The 16,875-nt window shown below is 75.2% G+C and carries 10 protein-coding genes and 1 pseudogene; 3 read left to right on the forward strand and 8 right to left on the reverse strand.

Annotated elements, in window-relative coordinates:
- Positions 1–75: 75 nt before the first annotated feature.
- On the reverse strand, positions 76–1,074 hold the full coding sequence (locus ACFV4G_RS04615; RefSeq protein ID WP_380436406.1) for a YdcF family protein: 999 nt from the start codon (positions 1,072–1,074) through the stop codon (positions 76–78).
- 101 nt (positions 1,075–1,175) lie between these two features.
- Positions 1,176–1,856: a TetR/AcrR family transcriptional regulator gene (locus ACFV4G_RS04620; protein ID WP_380436408.1), complete on the reverse strand. Its 681-nt coding sequence runs from the start codon at positions 1,854–1,856 to the stop codon at positions 1,176–1,178.
- A gap of 214 nt (positions 1,857–2,070) precedes the next feature.
- Between ACFV4G_RS04620 and ACFV4G_RS04625 the strand changes: the two are divergent.
- Positions 2,071–3,330, forward strand: a pseudogene (locus tag ACFV4G_RS04625) (MFS transporter); the annotation flags it as partial.
- Positions 3,331–3,828: 498 nt separating this feature from the next.
- Here ACFV4G_RS04625 and ACFV4G_RS04630 read toward each other — a convergent pair.
- The 5 genes from ACFV4G_RS04630 to ACFV4G_RS04650 all read right to left on the reverse strand — a co-directional run bounded on the left by ACFV4G_RS04630 (position 3,829) and on the right by ACFV4G_RS04650 (position 12,781).
- Positions 3,829–4,641 (reverse strand): lysophospholipid acyltransferase family protein, encoded by an 813-nt coding sequence (locus tag ACFV4G_RS04630; RefSeq protein ID WP_380436410.1) that lies wholly within the window; start codon positions 4,639–4,641, stop codon positions 3,829–3,831.
- 100 nt (positions 4,642–4,741) lie between these two features.
- Positions 4,742–5,581, reverse strand: a complete 840-nt coding sequence (locus tag ACFV4G_RS04635) for a GNAT family N-acetyltransferase (RefSeq protein ID WP_380436412.1) — start codon at positions 5,579–5,581, stop codon at positions 4,742–4,744.
- Positions 5,582–5,879: 298 nt separating this feature from the next.
- Positions 5,880–7,280, reverse strand: coding sequence for a serine hydrolase domain-containing protein (locus ACFV4G_RS04640; RefSeq protein ID WP_380436414.1), 1,401 nt, complete (start codon positions 7,278–7,280; stop codon positions 5,880–5,882).
- 39 nt (positions 7,281–7,319) lie between these two features.
- Complete coding sequence (locus tag ACFV4G_RS04645; protein ID WP_380436416.1) at positions 7,320–8,753, reverse strand: M1 family metallopeptidase; 1,434 nt, start codon at positions 8,751–8,753, stop codon at positions 7,320–7,322.
- Positions 8,750–12,781, reverse strand: a complete 4,032-nt coding sequence (locus tag ACFV4G_RS04650; protein ID WP_380436418.1) for a Pls/PosA family non-ribosomal peptide synthetase — start codon at positions 12,779–12,781, stop codon at positions 8,750–8,752. Before ACFV4G_RS04650 ends, ACFV4G_RS04645 begins: the two co-directional genes overlap by 4 nt.
- A 557-nt stretch (positions 12,782–13,338) precedes the next feature.
- Between ACFV4G_RS04650 and ACFV4G_RS04655 the strand changes: the two genes are divergently transcribed.
- Positions 13,339–14,817, forward strand: coding sequence for a helix-turn-helix domain-containing protein (locus tag ACFV4G_RS04655; RefSeq protein WP_380436420.1), 1,479 nt, complete (start codon positions 13,339–13,341; stop codon positions 14,815–14,817).
- 133 nt (positions 14,818–14,950) lie between these two features.
- Positions 14,951–15,412 (forward strand): rhodanese-like domain-containing protein, encoded by a 462-nt coding sequence (locus ACFV4G_RS04660; protein WP_380436422.1) that lies wholly within the window; start codon positions 14,951–14,953, stop codon positions 15,410–15,412.
- 33 nt (positions 15,413–15,445) lie between these two features.
- Here the strand turns inward: ACFV4G_RS04660 and ACFV4G_RS04665 are convergent, their stop codons facing one another.
- Complete coding sequence (locus tag ACFV4G_RS04665) at positions 15,446–16,624, reverse strand: cytochrome P450 (protein ID WP_380436424.1); 1,179 nt, start codon at positions 16,622–16,624, stop codon at positions 15,446–15,448.
- Positions 16,625–16,875 lie beyond the last annotated feature (251 nt).

Genomic DNA, 16,875 nt, shown 5'->3' on the forward strand with positions numbered 1-16,875 from the left:
GGGACCCTTCGGGGAGATGGACGACATCGGGTCCCGGTCGCCACGAGGCGGCCGGGACCCGATCGGTGTGCGGCGTCAGAGCGCGGCGAGGATCCCGCAGACGGCCAGGAGGCCGCAGATGCCGAAGTTGACGAGCTTGTGGGAGAGGAAGACGGCGGCGAACTCCCGGATGGTCGCGCTGGGCCAGTAGTACGCGGCGGTGGGGGAGCCGAAGACGTGGCCGTTGACGCCGGTCCTCCGGGCGGTGAGGGCGGCCCGGAAGGCGTGGAAGTTGTTGGTGACGACGACGCAGCGGTAGTCGGGCTTGGCGCCCTCCATGATGGCCTTGCTGAAGAGCAGGTTCTCCTCGGTGGTGCGGGAGCGGTCCTCGCGGGCGACGTGCTCGGCGGGGAAGCCGCGTTCGAGCAGGTAGTCGGCCATCGCGTGGGACTCCGGGAGCTTCTCGTCCGGTCCCTGGCCGCCCGAGGTGATGAGCACCGGCGGGTTGCCCCGCGCGGCCTGCTCCTCGTAGACCTCGCGGCCCCGGTTCAGCCGGCTGGCCAGCAGCGGCGGCACCCGCTCGCCGCCGATCAGCCCGGAGCCCAGCACGACGACGAAGTCGACGTCCCGGCGCGGCCGGTGGCGGCCGTAGAGGAAGGCGTAGCCGACGAAGCACACGAACAGGAAGGAGACGTAGCCGACCACCAGCACGGACGTGACCGCGAGGATGCCGAGCCGGTGCGAGCCGGTGGCGACCGCGAGGACCAGCAGGCCGAGGACGCCGACGATGCCCAGGCCGGCCAGCAGCGACAGCAGGTTGGCGGGCCGCACGCCCTCCTTGCGGATCATGGTCACGCCGTTGGCGAGCAGGAACCAGACCAGGGCCACCGTGCCGAGCGCCGGCAGCAGCACGATGGCGAGCGCCGCCAACTCGGCCACCAGCGTGGGTGCGTGCCGCAGTTCGGCGAGCAGGGCGAGCGAGAGGAAGGAGACGGCGATCCCGAGCAGCACGGCATTGCTGAACCGGCGCCGGTCGCGGAGCACCCCTATCCCGAACAGCACGAAGAACAGGACGGCCGGAGCGTAGGCGAACATGCCTCGTATCGTAGGTGTCGAGCGCGCCCGCCCTGAACTCGCGCGCGAACCACGGCCGGTGGGTAGCGGCTATGGCGCCACGAGGGGGGCGTCCGGCGTCGCTACCTCGACTCCGGGGGGAGCAGGGTGGCGAGGCCGTCGAGGACGCGTGCGACGCAGAACTCGAAGCGGGCGTCCATGTCGGGTTCGGTGAGGTCGCCGGCGAGTTCGACCAGGGTGGGGAACTCGGCGGCGGGCAGGGAGCGGAAGCGGTCGGCGGCCGCGTCCACGGCGTCCCGGCGGCTGCTGCTGCCGGTGGCCTCGGCGGCGGAGACCGGCGCCTGCTCCTGGAGGACGAAGCCCTGGACGAAGGTGCCGAGCAGGTAGGTGACCATCGCGGCGTCGGCGTTGGAGAAGCCGGCCTCGCGGAGGCGGTCGAGCTGCTCCTCCAGGATCGCGAGCATGTGCGGGCCCAGGCCCAACCGGCCCGCCACGACCTTGGCGGCGTCGCGGTTGTCGAGCAGCAGCCGGCGGTGGATCCGGCAGTACCCGTGGAGCTGCTCGCGCCAGCCGCCCTCGCGCGGCGGCGGTTCGGCCTTGGCCATGATCGCGTCGTTGAGGAGGTCGATCAGCTCCTCCTTGTTGCGCACGTGCCAGTACAGCGAGGCGGCCTTGACGCCGACCTCGGCGGCGACCTTGCGCATCGACAGCCCGGCGAGGCCGTCCCGTTCCAGGACCTTCAGTGCCGCCTGCGCCAGCGCTTCCCTGGTCAGCGCCGGCGTGGCGCCCTCGTTCTCCGGCATGGGTGTGTGGACGCCTCCTGTGGTCGGACCGGGTCTTCCGGTGCTGGTCCGGTGCCGTTCCGGCGCGCCCGCGGCGCTCCTCCCGGCGACCTCACGATATCCCGCTTGCAATCTAACGGTGTTAGGGGCACTCTTGGCGTGCCACCGGGGCCCCTAACACCGTTAGGGGCGGAGAAGTCCGGAGGGGAGTCCGGTGAATCTGGAGGGGAGTCCGATGAAGGAGTCGGGAGGGCCGGGCGCGCGCCGCAAGCGGCTCGCGCTCGTGACGCTCTGCGTCACCATGTTCATGTCCATGCTGGACAACGTCATCGTCAACAACGCCCTGCCGCGGATCGGGCAGGACCTGGACGCCGGCATCAGCGGCCTGCAGTGGGTCGCGGAGGGCTACAGCCTCGTCTACGCCGCGCTCGTCCTCACCGGCGGCGCGCTCGGTGACCGGTACGGCCGCACCCGGGTGTTCCGCCTCGGCCTCGCGCTGTTCACGGCCGGCTCCGCCGCCGCCGCGCTCGCCGGGACGATCGAGGTGCTGGTCGCCGCCCGGATGCTGCAGGGCGTCGGCGCCGCGCTGCTCACCCCGGGCAGCCTCGCCATCCTGCGGACGGTCTTCACCGGGGAGCGCGAGCGGGCCAGGGCGATCGGCACGTGGTCCGGGGTCTCGGCACTGGGCCTGTCCGTCGGCCCGGTGCTCGGCGGGCCGATGGTCGAACACCTCGGCTGGGCCAGCGTGTTCTGGATCAACGTGCCGATCGGCGTGGCCGGGCTCGTGCTCGCCGCCCGCGTGCTCCCCGACATCCCCGCGCGCCCCCGGCGGATCGACCTCGGTGGCCTCGCCCTGTCCGCGGCCGGCCTCGGCGCGCTCGTCTACGCGCTGATCGAAGGGCCGTCCCGCGGCTGGACCGACACCCGCGTGCTCGCCTGCGGCGCCGCCGCGGCCGTGCTGCTCGCCGCCTTCCTGGTGCTCGAACTGCGGGTGCCCCAGCCGATGCTGGAGCTGCGGCTGTTCCGCGACGGCGCCCTGAACGCCGCGCTGCTCAGCGGGTTCATGGTCAGCTTCGGGATGTTCGGCGCGCTGTTCTTCCTGCCGCTGCTCATGCAGGGCGTGCTCGGCTGGGCCCCCTCGGACGCGGGCTACGCGGGGCTGCCGATGACCGCGATGATCGTGTTCGCGGCGCCGCTCTCCAGCCGCCTGACCAGCGCGTACGGCCCCCGGCTGCCGCTGGTGCTCGGGGTCTCGCTGTGCGCGGTCGGCCTCTTCGGGCTGTCCTTCCACGGCGAACGGGCCCACTACGTCGAGTACCTGTGGACGCTGTTCACGATGGGCCTCGGCATGGGGATGACGTTCACCCCGGTGTCGATCGCCGTGCTGCAGCGGGTGTCCCCGGCGCAGACCGGGATGGCCTCGGCGACCATCAACACGCTGCGGGAGCTCGGTGGCGTCCTCGGGATCGCGGTGCTCGGCGCCGTCCTGACCAACCGGATGACGGACACCCTCACCGCCTCCCTGCACCGGCTCGGCGTGCCGGCCGGCGCCGTCGGCCCGATCGCGGACGCGCCCGCCGGGCGCGGCACGGGGGCGGCGGGTGCGCTGCCCGCTCCGGTCCAGGCGGCCGTGGACGGAGCCTTCGTCGACGGTGTCCACCTCGCGCTGCGCTGCGGCGCGGGCGCGCTCGCCGTCGCCGCCGTCCTGGTCGCGCTGCTCCTCGGCCGGGCCCGCCCGGTCGCCGGCCCGCCGACGGGTGAGGACGCCCACGCGGGTGCGGAGCACAGCCCGGCGGACGGCCCCGGGGTCCAGGCCCCGGGTGGGGGTGACCGGGGGGGGGTCATCGGGTCCCCCCCCCCCCCCCCCGCGGGGCCCCCGCCCCCCCCCCCCCGGCGCCCCCCCGGGGGGGGGGCGGCGCGGGGGGGGGGGGCGGGCCCCCCCGGGCGGCGCCCCCGGGGGCCCCCCCCGTGTCCCGGCGCCCCGGCCCGGGTCTCAGCGGATCCCCTCGACCGCCGCCTGCGTCGCCCGGGCCAGTTCCCGCCGGGCGCCCCAGCGGGTGGGCTGCGGCTCGGGGGCCGGGATCGGCGGCAGGAACGTCACCTCGGCGACGAGCCCGCGCACCGCGACCACCCGGGCGAGCGAGGTGAGCAGTCCGTCCTCGCCGACGAAGGCCGGCGCGCTGGTCGGCCGTCCGTCCGCCAGCCGGTAGCGGATCGTCACCGGCTGGACGAACGCGCCGGTGTCCACGGCGGCCTGGAAGAGCGCCGGACGGAACCGCCCGCTCTCCCGCCCGCACCACGTCGACCCCTCCGGGAAGACGATCACCGGGTGGCCGGCGCGCAGCTCCCGGGCGACCGCCCCGACCGTGTCCGGCAGGGTGCGCAGCCGGTCCCGGTCGAGGAACACCGTGCCGCCCCAGGCGACCAGCGGCCCGAGCACCGGCCAGCGCCGGACCTCGGTCTTGGCCAGTGAGCGGCCCGGCCGCCCGGCGGCGATCAGCGGGATGTCCAGCCACGACACGTGGTTGGCGACCACCAGCATCCCGCCGCCGACCGCGCCGGTGGGCTTGTCGAGGCGGACGGTGACCCCGAGCGAGCGCAGCAGCGCGCGGGCCCAGAGCCGGATCATCCGGTCCCGCGGCTCGTGCGGGAGGAAGCGGACCGGCACGGTGAGGGCGACGCCCGTGACCACCGCCGCCAGGCAGAGCGCGAGCCGCAGCGCCCGCCGGAGGTGCGGGACCTCCGGCGAGGCCTCGACGAGGCACGTGTCCGGGCGGCAGGGCGCGCTCGGCAGCCACACGCTCATGCGCCCGCCTCTCTCCGCTCGCGGGGCGCTTCGCGCAACACGCACCGCTCAATGGCTCGCATTCCCCCAGCCTTCGGCCGGGGGTGCCCCCACCGCTCGCTCACTTCGTCGTTACCGACGGCAGGCCGGGCACGCCGGCGAGGAAGTGCCGCAGGTAGCGCGGGTCGGTGCGCTCCAGGGACAGCAGCACGTAGAGGTCGGCGCAGTCGAAGTCCGGGTCGTGGGCGGGCTCGCCGCAGACCCAGGCGCCGAGGCGCAGGTAGCCGCGGAGCAGCGCGGGCAGGGCGCCGCGCTCGGCGCGGGGCACGCCGGCGGCGTCCCAGCGGCGGTGCGGGGTGACGCGGTACTCCTCGGGGGCCAGGTGCTTGGCGCTGACGGCGTCCCAGACGCGCGCGGCGGTGGCGCCCCGGTCGTCGAGCGGGACGGAGCAGCAGCCGCCGAGCCAGGTGTTGCCGGTCTCGACCATGTAGCGGGCGATGCCGCCCCACATGAGGTTGATGACGGCGCCGTTGCCGCGGTGCTCGGCGCTGATGCAGGAGCGGCCGACCTCGACCAGGCCGGGGCGGACCGGGGCGAGCGCCGAGAGGTCGAACTCGCCGTCGGAGTAGAGCCGTCCGGCCCGGCGGGCGGCTTCGGGGCGCAGCAGCCGGTAGGTGCCGACGACGGTGCCGTCCTGGCCCTCGCGGACCAGCAGGTGGTCGCAGTACTCGTCGAAGGGGTCGACGTCGAGGCCGGCGACCGGGCTGTGCAGGACGGCGCCGAGCTCGCCGGCGAAGACCTGGTGGCGCAGCCGCTGGGCGGCGCGGACGTCGTCCTCGTCGCGGGCGAGGGAGACGGTGTAGGTGGGCGCGGGCGTGGGGTCCTGGCGCTGGGCGGGCACCGCCGGGGCGTCGTGGGTGGGGGCGACTGCGGTCGGAGCGTACGTGGGGACGGTGGTCATGGCGGACCCTCCAGGGCAGCACGGGCGGCGGTGCCGCGGTTCTCGTGGCACCGGCCCGGTTCGCACGCGCTGGGCACGGGCGCGAACCGGTCACCGGTATGTCTGTCCGAGTCGGCTGGAATTCACGTTGCCGTTCGGCGGAGGGCAGATGTGCAGCTGTTGAATGGGACCACCCTCGCCCGGTGGTCATCTGCGGGGCACCTGCGGGTCGTTCGGCGCTCGCCGGGTGGGGGTGGACACGACAGGGCCCCGCCGGGTACGCCCGGCGGGGCCCTCGTTCGGGTGTGCGCGGGCGGGGTCAGTACGCCCGCCAGCCCTCCGGGTCCACGCCGCCGGGGACGGCGTCGGCGGGGCCGTACGGCTCGCGGGTGAGCACGAAGGAGCCGAGGTCGAGGTGGCTCACGGTGCCGTCGGCGGCGCGGACGGCGCGCAGGGTCTCGCCGGCGTAGTAGTTGTCGAGCCCGGTCCAGGTGCCGTCCGGCTCGGCGCGGAAGCGGGAGTTGCGGTGGCCGCCGGCGAGCGGGCCGAGTTCGAGGCTGCGGTCGGCGGTGAGCCGCAGGACGTGCGGGGCGGCGCCCCAGTACCAGGGGCCGGTGAGTGCGAGGAGGTCCTGGTCCACCTCGGGCAGCGGGCGCCAGGGAGCCGGGATCCGCGGCTCGTGCTCGGCGGTGATGGCGATCAACTGGGCGGCCAGCAGAGGGGCGTTGGCGCCGCTGGTGGCGTTGGTGAGGGCGAGGGCCGCGAGGCCGTCCTGCGCGCTGACCCAGAGCCCGGCGACGAAGCCCGGCACCGAGCCCGTGTGCCCGTACAGCACCCGGCCTTCGTGGCGCAGGAGTTGGAGGCCGAGGCCGTAGGCGGAGGTCCAGTCCGGATTGTCCGCTCCGACGGCCGGGCGGCACATCTCGGCGATCGTGTCGGCGGAGAGCACCAAGCCGTCGCCGGCGGCGAGGAAGGCGGCCCAGCGGGCCAAGTCGGAGGCGGTCGACCAGAGTTGGCCGGCCGGGGCCATCAGCCCGGTGTCGGTGAGGGGCTCGGGGAGCATGACGTCGGCCCACGGGTGGACGGCGAAGCCGCCGGCGTGCGGCTGCTCGGGCAGGAGCGTGGTGCGGTCCATGCCGAGCGGGGCCAGCACCTCGCGCCGCAGCGCCTCGTACCAGGGCTCGCCGCGCAGCTTCTCCACCAGGGCGCCGAGCAGGGCGTAGCCGGGGTTGGAGTAGTGGTGGCGGCGCCCGGCCGGGTGCTTGAGCGGCTCCTGCGCTTCGAGCAGGTCGCCGAGGGCGGGCCGCAGGGCGCCGTCGGTCCGCTCCCACCAGGGGCCCGGCGTCTCGGCGGCGAGTCCGGCGGAGTGCGCGAGCAGCTGGGCGATCGTGGCGTCGTCGGCAGGGGTGCCGGGCAGGTGGCGGGCGAGCGGGTCGGCCAGGTCGAGCAGGCCCTCGTCACGCAGCCGCAGCACCAGCACGGCGACCATGGTCTTGGTGAGCGAGCCGATCCGGTACTGGACGTCGGGGGTCGGCGCGTGCCCGTCCACCATGCTGCGGGCCCCGCTCCAGACCGGGCGGCCGTCGCGCACCACCGCGGCCACCAGGGAGGGCGTGCGGCCCTCGGCCTGGGCCACGGCGGTGCGGTGGAACAGGGCGCGGCGGGTGGTGGGCAGCAGCCCCTCGGGCAGGTCCGTCATGTGCTCTTCCGGAGTACTCATGATCGGACAGTAGTTCAGTCCGGCGCCCGTCTCCGGTGATTAACGGTCGTCCGCGGAGCGGCCGTACCAGCGCTGGAGGCCCTGCCGCCACCGGGGGACGTCCGGGCCGCCCGGCAGCGGCGGGAGTTCGGGCCGGTGCAGCCACGCGTCGAAGAGGTCCGTGAGCGACGCCTCGGTGTAGCGGGAGGCGTGCCCGACCAGGTCGGCGGTGGCCACGACGCCGTGCCGGTGGATGCTCGCCCAGTCCTTCAGCATCCCGAAGAAGGCGACGTCGCCGAGCGCGCACCGCAGCGCGTGCACGGCGAGGCCGCCGCGCTGGTAGAGCCGGTCGTCGAACATGAGCTTCCGGCTCGGGTCGGCGAGCCGCAGGTCCTGCGGGAGCCCCGCCAGCAGGGAGTGCGCGGCGGCGGCGTGGGTGGCGGCCGCCGGGCCGCCCGCGTGCTCGGACCAGAGCCACTCCGCGTACTTGGCGAAGCCCTCGTTCAGCCAGATGTGCCGCCAGTCGGCGATCGTGACGCTGTTGCCGAACCACTGGTGCGCGAGCTCGTGCGCGACCAGCCGCTCCCGCTCCCAGCCGCCGCCGAGGTGGTTGGTGCCGAACGTGGCGACGCCCTGCGCCTCCACCGGGACGTCCAGCTCCTCGTCCGCGACGACCACCGCGTACTCGCCGAACGGGTACGGGCCGAACACCTCGGTGAAGTACGCCATCATCGCGGGCTGGCGGCCGAAGTCCCGGGCGAACGAGGCCGCCAGCCGCTCGGGCACGTACCCCGTCTGCGGCACCGCCGGGCGCTCGGTGAGCGGCACCGGCAGGTAGTGGCCGATCGAGACCGTCACCAGGTACGACGAGGTCGGCGCGCTCTGCTCGTACACCCAGGTCGTGCTGGACGCCCGGGTGGTGCGGGTCAGCAGCCGCCCGCTCGCCACCACCGTGAACGGCGACGGCGTGGTGACCGCTATCTGGTAGGTCGCCTTGTCCGCCGGCCGGTCGTTGCACGGGAACCACGAGGGCGCGCCGACCGGCTGGCTGGCCACCAGCGCGCCCTCCGTCAGCTCCTCCCAGCCCAGGCCGCCCCACGGGCTGCGCACCGGCCGGGGATTGCCGCTGTAGTGCACCTCGACCGTGAACGCCGCGCCCGCCGTCAGCGCCTTCGCCGGACGGACCCGCAGCTTGCCGCCGCGGTGGGTGTAGCGGGCGGCCTTGCCGTCCACGAGCACCCGCCCGATCCGGAACTCGGCCAGGTCCAGCGCGAACTCGGCGAGCGCCGCGTTCGCGACCGCGCTCAGCCGGGCCGAGCCGCCGAGCCGGTTGGGTCCGGGCCGGTAGTCCAGCGCCAGCTCGTAGCGGTGCACCCGGAAGCGGTGGTCGCCGCTGTTCGGGAAGTACGGGTCAGGTGCTCCGGCGGCCGCCGGGACGTGCTTGGGCTTCACGGGGTCGTGGTGCGCTTCCTGCGGGCCGGGACTGGTGGTCATGACGTGGGCTGCCACGCCTCGATGGGGTTGCCCAGCCACCGCGTGTCGGCGGGGACGGACTCGGCCCGCATCACCAGCGAGGCCGGGCCCAGCGTGCTGCGCTCGCCCACCGTGCTGCCGGGCAGCACGATCCCGCCCGGGCCCAGGGTGGCGCCCTCGCGGAGGACCACAGTATCCATCCGCATGATCCGGTCGTGGAAGAGGTGGGTCTGCACGACACAGCCCCGGTTGATGCTCACCCCGTCCCCGAGGGTGACCAGGTCCGCCTCCGGCAGCCAGTAGCTCTCGCACCACACGCCGCGTCCGACCCGCGCGCCGAGCGCGCGCAGCCACAGGTTGAGCAGCGGCGTGCCCGGCACCGCGCCGACCAGCCACGGCACGGCCAGCACCTCGACGAAGGTGTCGGCGAGCTCGTTGCGCCACACGAAGCCGCTCCACAACGGGTGCTCGACCGCCCGGAACCGGCCGACCAGCACCCACTTGGCCACCACCGCGACCGCGCAGGCCACGGCGCCGGCCGCCAGCAGGACCGGGCCCGACAGCGCCGCGGCCAGCAGCGCCGACGAGCCGGCCAGCCGGGACAGCGCCGCGACGGTCAGCACGCCGAGCGCGCCCGAGGCCAGCACCGGCACCACCCGGGCCAGCTCGACCAGCCCGCGCGCCCACAGCAGCCGGGCCGGCGGCTCGTACGTGAGGCTCTGGTCCGACTCGTCCGCCGAGCGCGGCAGCCGCATCGGCGGCATGCCCAGGTACGAGCCGCCCTTCTTGGCCTTCTCCGGCGTCGCCGACAGCACCCCGACCAGGCCCCGCTTGGGCACCGCCCGCCCGGGCGCCGTCATCCCCGAGTTGCCGAGGAACGCCCGCTCGCCGACCTTCGCCTCGCCCAGGCGCAGCCAGCCGCCGCCGAGCTCGTACGGCGCCATCAGGGTGTCGTCCGCGAGGAAGGCCCCGTCGCCGACCGTCGTCAGGCTCGGCAGCGCCAGCACCGTGGACACCTCGGCGCCCCGGCCGACCCGCATCCCGAGCGCCCGCAGCCACAGCGGCGTGACCAGGCCCGCGTACAGCGGGAACAGCACCTCGCGGGCGCGGTCCATCAGCTGGGTGACCGTCCACGCCTGCCAGCCGACCCGGCCGTGCAGGGCGTGCACGCCCGGGACCAGGCCGACGCTCAGCAGCCGGACGGCGGCCACCAGCTGCGCCGCGTACACCGCGCCGTACGCCAGGGTCGCGGGCACCAGGCCGAGCAGGGCGCCGCGCACGGCCGCGCCGAGGTCGTCGCCGGGGCGGACGAACAGGGAGAGCAGCGCGAGGGCGGCGGCCGCCGGCAGCACCGGCAGCAGGCTCAGCGCCGTGCCGCTGACGCCGTACATCGCGGACCAGCGGGCCCGGCGGAGCGGGCGCTCCTTCGGCCACGCGCGTTCCGCGCGGCCCAGCTTGACGGCGGGCGCGCCGCCCCAGAGCTGGCCGGTCGGGACCTGGCCGGTGACGCTGGAGCCCGGCACCACCTGGGCGCGCTTGCCGATCCTGGCGCCCGGAAGCAGCGTCGACCGGGTGCCGACCACGGCGCCCGAGCCGACCTTGACCTGGCCGACCTCCAGCCGGTCCCCGTCCAGCCAGTAGCCGCACAGGTCCACCTCGGCCTCGACCGCGCAGCCCCGGCCCAGCTTGAGCATGCCGGTGACCGGCGGCTGCGAGTGCAGGTCCACCTCGGCCGCGACCTTGGCGCCCAGCGCGCGGGCGTAGTGCACCAGCCAGGCCCCGGACAGCTCCGTCGCGCCGCTCGTCTCGGCCAGCCGCTCGGCGGCCCACAGCCGCAGGTGGGTGCTGCCGCCGCGTGGGTAGCTGCCCGGGCGCAGGCCCCGCAGCAGCAGCCGGGCGCCGCCCGCCGCGATCGCGAGCCGGCCCGCCGGGGTGTACAGCACGAGCGCGCCCGCGCCGACCGCCCACCAGGAGGCGGTGGGCGCCCACGGGTAGTCGCCGAGGTGGGTGAGGAGGTTGCCGGCCGCCAGCAGGGCGACCGTCCAGCGCAGGCCCACCACGGTGAACAGCGGGAGCATCAGGAGCAGCTGCAACAGCTTGGCCCTGGTCGGCACCGGGCTGATCGTCCGGGCCTCGCCCCCGTCGGCGGCGGAGCGCTCCAGGTGCCGGGCCAGCTTGCGCAGCGTCGGGTTCTGGTAGATGTCGAGGACGGCCGCGCTCGGGTAGCGGGTGCGCAACAGCGTCGTGAGCCGGGCCGCGGCCAGGCTGCTGCCGCCGATCGCGAAGAAGTCGTCGCGCGGGCCGCCGACCGTGACCCCGAGGATCTCGGACCACTGCTCGGCCAGCCAGGCCTCGGTGCCGTACAGCTGCTCGGTCGGGCCGCCGGTCTCCAGGTCGGGCAGCGGCCAGGGCAGGGCGTTGCGGTCGACCTTCCCGGACGTCCGGGTGGGCAGCGTGTCGACCGGAGCGAGCAGCGGGACGAGCGCGGCGGGCAGCTCGGCGCGCAGGCGCTCGACGGCCTTCTCGCGGTCGAAGGGCTCGTGGGTGTTCGGGTCCCCCGGTGCGTCGTCGGCGCCGTGGAGGACCAGGTAGCCGACCAGCAGCTGGTTGCCGCCGCGCGCGGTGCGGACGGCGGCGGCCGCGCCCGCGACGCCCGGCAGCGCCTGGAGCGCCGCGTCGACCTCGCCGAGCTCGATCCGGCGCCCGCCGAGCTTGATCTGCTCGTCGGTGCGGCCGAGGAACAGCAGCCCGGCCGGGTCGGCCTGGACCAGGTCCCCGCTGCGGTAGGCGCGCTCCCAGCCCATCGAGGGCAGCGGCGCGTACTTCTCGGCGTCCTTCTCCGGGTCCAGGTACCGAGCCAGACCGGCGCCGCCGATCACCAGCTGCCCGGTGCCGCCGGGCGCGACCGGCTGCCCGGCCTCGTCGACCACGACGAGGTCCCAGCCGTCCAGCGGCAGGCCGATCCGCACCGGGCCGTCGCCGGTCAGCAGCGCGGCGCAGGCCACCACGGTCGCCTCGGTCGGGCCGTAGGTGTTCCACACCTCGCGGCCCTCGGTGACCAGCCGCTGCACCAGCTCGGGCGGGCAGGCCTCGCCGCCGAAGATCAGCAGCCGCACCTCGTTCAGCGCCTCGGCCGGCCACAGCGCGGCCAGCGTCGGCACGGTGGAGACCACGGTGATCTCCTGGTCCGCCAGCCACGGGCCGAGGTCGGCCCCGCTGCGCACCTGCGAGCGCGGCACCGGCACCAGGCACGCGCCGTGCCGCCAGGCCAGCCACATCTCCTCGCAGGAGGCGTCGAACGCGACGGACAGGCCCGCCATCACGCGGTCGCCCGGGCCGATCGGCTCCTCCTGCAGGAAGAGCGCGGCCTCGGCGTCGACGAACGCGGCGGCGTTGCGGTGGGTGACGGCGACGCCCTTGGGGCGGCCGGTGGAGCCCGACGTGAAGATGATCCAGGCGTCGTCGGCCGGGGTGGGGCGGGTGGTGCGGTGCTCCGGCGCGGGCGCGCGGTGCTCTGGCGCGGGCGCGCGCTCGGCGGTCGTCGGTTCGGGGGTCGTCGTTTTGACGGTTGTCGGTTCGGGGGTCGTCGGTTCGGGGGTCGTCGGTTCGGCGATTGTCGTGAGGACCCGCTCGGCGCCCAGCACGCCGGCGACGGCGGCCTCGCCGAACACCAGCTGCGCGCGCTCGTCCGGGTCCTCGGCGTCCACCGGGACGTAGGCGGCGCCGGCCGCGAGCACGGCCAGGATCGACACGTACAGGTCGTTGGTGCCGGACGGCACGCGCACGCCCACCCGGTCGCCGCGGCCGATCCCGGCGGCGGCCAGGCGGCGGCGCAGTTGCTCGACCTCGGCGGCCAGGGCGCGGTAGCTGAGCACCGTGCGGCCGTCGTCGAGGGCGGGCTCGTTCGGGTGGCTGCGCACGGTGGCGTCGAGGACGTCGACGAGCGTGCGCGCGGCCGGCGCCGGGCGGCCGGGGAAGACGGCTCGGGCCGAGGCGTCCTGCTGGTCAGGCTGGTTCGGTTCGACCGGATGGTTCGCTTCACCTGTCATGGCAGCCCGTGACTCCTTGTCCTCGCCCCGTTCCACTCCGGGGCTGGAGTAGACAACCGACCGATGGTAGCCCGGGGGTGCGGTGGGTGACGGGGGCGCTACTGGCGGGTAGCGCATGCAACTCGACTATGGGTGACCGAATCTGACTGTTCGTCAGTTGTTAACTGATGGGTCGTGGTTCGGATGTGATGGAGCGTCAGTCGTTTTGACGGAACGTCAGGTGAAAATCGGCGTCGTGAGGCATGCCACACGGGCCCTTGCGCTGTTCGGGTGGCGGGGGCCGGGGGGGGGGGCCGGCGGTTCGCGGCGGGCCGTCCGCGCTCGGGTGCCGGAACCCTCACATGTCGTCATGGCCGGGTCAATGGGCGGTGCGGGGGTGCCCAAGGGTTGGCAAATTCCGTCAAGGCGCCGGGGGTCCGCCCGGGGTCGTCCGGAAGCCCGAATTGGTTGAGACCACGTCATGTACGGATCGCGTGCCATCGAGTACCGTCCTCATCGTCGGACGGTCCGTGAACGTCCCGGGGGCCGGAGTTGGAGCGCTACCGCGGGAGGCAGCCGTGCACCGGAACCGGGTGGCCGTGCCCCAGCCGTCGACGACCCAGCCGTCGACGACCCAGCCGTCGTCGGCCCGGCCGTCCGCACCCCAGCCGTCGACGCCCCAACCGGACGGGCCCTGGCGCGAGTTCGGCGCCCGGCTGCGCCACTGGCGGCGGCGGGCCGGACTCACCCAGGCCCAGCTCGGCGCCGGCATCGGCTACGACCACACCGCCGTCAGCAAGATCGAGCACGGCACCCGCCGGGTCACCCCGCGCGTCGCCGACCGGCTCGACGACCTCCTCGCCGCCGGGGGCGAACTGCGCGGCGCCCTCGCGCGGGCCGAGGAGGCCGAACTCAACGCCGCCGTCCTGCCGTTCGCCCCCGGCCTCACCCGCCCGCCGCTGCCCGGCGACCCCGACGAGCGCGGCCCGCAAGCCCCGTGGTGCGCGCCGCCGCGCCGCCTGCCCGACTACGGACTGCTCTGCCCCCTCCACGGCGCCGACGGCTGCGCCGTGCCCGCACCCGCCGAACTCGCCGCCCTGCACGCCGGGTTCTGCGCGGCCGACCCCGCCGCCCCGCCACCCCTGGACGCCGACACCGCACACGCCCTCACCGGGCTCCTCGCCGCCCGGCTGCGCTCCGGCGAGACCGCCGCCCACCCCGGCCTCGCCGCCGCCGTCGAGCGGACCCTGCGCGCCGTCCTCGCCCGGCTCGCCTCCGCGTCCGCCTCCGCCGATCAGCGGCGCCCGCTGGCCCGCCTCGCCGCCGAGTACGCGCACGCCGCCGGCGCGCTGCGCATGCAGGGCGGCCGCAACGCGACCGCCATGGCCTGCTTCGACCGGGCGCTCACCTGGGCCGAACTCGCCGGCGACACGGCCACCCAGGTCGCCGCGCTCAGCGACATGAGCACCCTGGCCCGGCTCGACGGCGATCCGGCGGCCGCCCTCGGCTACGCCCGCGAGACCGGCCGGGTCGCGCCCGGGCGGCACTGGGCGGCGGCGATGGGCCAGATCGGCCGGGCCAGGGCGCACGCGCTGACCGGCGACGTCCGCGAGACCGTCCGGCACATCGGCCGCGCCCGGCTCCACCTCGACCACATCGGGCCGCGCGACGAGGCCGACGCGCCGTGGCTCTCCATCGCCTCCATGCGGATGCGGGTCGAGTCCGGCGCGGCTGCGGCCCTGCGGGATGTTGCCGCCGCCGTCGGCGACCCGGTGCTCGCCCGGCACGCGCTGGCCGCCGCGGAGAGCGCGCTGCACCTCCTCGGGCCTGCCCAACTACCGTCCACGCGGCTGCTGTTCACCGTCCGGGTCGCCGACTGTCACGCGTGCGCGCACGACCCGCAGACTGCCGTCGCGCTGCTCGGCCGCACCCTGGAGGCGGCACCGGAGGAGGTCCTGCCGGCGCTGGTCGGGCGCGAACTGCGCGGCCTGCGCGAGCGATTGGCTGCACACCGGCCGGTGGAGGCGCACCGGCTCGCGGAGCTGGCGGGGTTCTGAAAGCTCCCTGGCACGGCCCATCGGGAGCTGGCGGGATCTTGACGAAGACAGGCGATCACGACACTCGTGGGCGGGTCGGGGCGCGGGCCAGGATGAGCACATCGCACCGAGCCACCACCCCAGGAGAACCCCGATGACCAGCGCCGTCCTCTCCGTCCCCGCCGCCGACCCGGCCCTCGCCGCCGCCCACTTCCTCTCCCGCCTCACCTTCGAAGCGGATGTCTCGGACGTGCGCGCCGACCTGGTGGCCGGTGTCCCGGGCCTGGTCGTCGTCGACTCGCGCAGCGAGGTGGCGTGGTCCCAGGGCCGCATCCCGGGCGCCCTGCACCTGCCCACCGCCCGCATCGCGGAGCTGGCCCCGCGGCTGGTCGACCGCGGGGCCACCGTCGTCACCTACTGCTGGGGCCCCGGCTGCAACGGCGCCACCCGGGCCGCCCTCGCCTTCGCCCGGCTCGGCTACCGGGTGAAGGAGATGCTCGGCGGCTTCGAGTACTGGGCCCGCGAGGGCTTCGCGTACGACACCGACAACGGCACCGAGCAGCGGCCGATCGACGACCTGACGGCCCCGCGCTCGGGCATCTCCTGCGCCTGCTGAAGGCTGGTCGGACGCCCGGTCGCCCGCCCGGCGTCACCACGTCACCGTGAGCCGGCGCGGGCTGCGGGTGGAGAACACGCAGCGCCACTCGATGGCCTCGACGGGCTCGGCGAGCCGCAGGCCCGGGAGGCGGGTGGCGAGGCGGTGGAGGGCGAGGCGCAGTTCGAGCCGGGAGAGCCAGGCTCCCAGGCAGTGGTGCGGTCCGGCGCTGAAGGCCAGGGTCGTGGCCTCCAGCGGTTCGAAGAGTCCGCCGGCCAGGCCGGTGGCGAAGACCTCCGGGTCCTGGTTGGCGCTCGCCCGGTCGACGATCACCACCGCGCCGGCCGGGATCGTCACCCCGCCGACCACCGTCTCCCGGACGGACCGGCGCAGGGCGCCCTGCCCGTCGCCGAGCGGGATGGTGTGCAGCAGCCGGTCGGCGGCCGCCTGGGCGGCATCCTCGGAGGTGAGGCGGGGCCAGGCGTCCGGGCGCTCGTCGAGCAGGTAGACCAGGAAGTTGCCGAGCGTGGCGACGGTCGTCTCGTGGCCGCCGGCGATCAGCCCGCAGATCAGCTTGACCATGCGCTCCTCGGAGACGCCGCCCTGCTGGTCGGCCGCCGCCACCATGCGGCTGACCAGATCCTCCCCGGGCTCGCGCCGCCGCCGGTCCAGGAGTTCGGCGGCGAAGGCGTAGAACTCGGCCAGCACCGCCCGGACTTCGTCGACGGGTTGGCTGCGGTCGGCGAACAGGTGGTCGGTCCAGTGGCGCAGCCGCTGCCGGTCGACGTCCTCCACGCCCATCAGACGGCTGATCACGTCGACCGGCAGCGGCATGGTCAGCGAGGCGACCAGGTCGGCCGGGGGGCCCTGGTCGACCACGTCGTCGACGAGTCGCTCGACCACGGAGGTCAGCCAGGGCGTCCATGCGTCGATGGCCTTGCGGGTGAAGGCCTGCTGCATGAGGGCGCGCAGCTGCCGGTGCTCCGGGCCGTCGATGTTGCTGATGAAGCCGGGGTCGCCCTCCAGGCCGGAGACGGAGCCGAGCGACGGGGCGTCCGGCGCGAACAGCGCGGCCCGCCCGAACGCCGGGTCGGTGAGCACCTGCCGGACGTCGGGGTAGCGGGTGATCAGCCAGGCGGGCGTGCCGTTGGGCAGCGCGGTGAGCCGGGGCGCGCCGTGCGCGGCGGGCTTGCGGCGGTGCAGGGGAATCAGCGTGCGCTCATCGATGGACATGGATCCTCCGGCGGCCCCGTGGGCGGGGTTCGTGGCCAATGGGTCTGCCACCAGCTTTGCCGGGGTGTGCACGATCGATCCAGAAGATCGTCAAAGACGCTCTGGAATATTCCGCCATTCGTGTAATCCGCACGTCGAATCAGCTTCGTAGTGGGTGCCTCCGGCTAGCATCACTGGCGTTTCCGTTCGTCCGCCATCGAAAAGCCTGGGAGCACGTGCTGTCCGCCATTGCCCGTCGGGTCAGATGTCCG

The sequence above is a fragment of the Kitasatospora sp. NPDC059747 genome (assembly GCF_042732955.1).
Classification (GTDB): domain Bacteria; phylum Actinomycetota; class Actinomycetes; order Streptomycetales; family Streptomycetaceae; genus Kitasatospora.